This window comes from Gilvimarinus gilvus, assembly GCF_030518155.1.
In the GTDB taxonomy this organism is placed as follows: Bacteria; Pseudomonadota; Gammaproteobacteria; order Pseudomonadales; family Cellvibrionaceae; genus Gilvimarinus; species Gilvimarinus gilvus.
Genome location: NZ_JAULRU010000590.1, coordinates 1 through 406, shown reverse-complemented (window position 1 = coordinate 406; position 406 = coordinate 1). Strand labels below are relative to the sequence as shown.

Here is a 406-nt window from a genome sequence, read left to right as displayed (position 1 = left end):
CAATTAATACGCGTTCCTTCGGCATTCATTTGCAATTTCATATACGTTCCATACGAAATCCAAAAATCCTTTTTTATGCGATAAGCATCTTCTTTTGAAAACAAATTGATTATTTTTTTACAAAAATCGGTTTAATATTCTATTCAACAAAATTTCGAGAAAAATAGCTTGGATTGATTCTTGTTCTATTACATTTGAATAAATATTTTTAAAAAATAAATATGAAACTATTTTGTTTCCTTGGTTTAATGGGAATTTTGGCTTTTTCTACTGTAAATGCACAATCTGTAGAAACGGTAAAATACGAAGCTTTGCACGAAAAAATAGCAAATTATAAAGATCAAGTTGTGGTGGTTAATTTTTGGGCAACATGGTGTGCGCCTTGTGTAGAGGAGATTCCGGCGTT

1 protein-coding gene is annotated in these 406 nt (G+C 30.3%); it reads left to right on the top strand.

Annotated elements, in window-relative coordinates; all coding sequences use genetic code 11:
* Nucleotides 1–221 precede the first annotated feature (221 nt).
* Nucleotides 222–406 (top strand): TlpA disulfide reductase family protein (locus QWI17_RS14845; protein ID WP_302723310.1); only part of this gene is annotated, 185 nt, incomplete at its 3' end.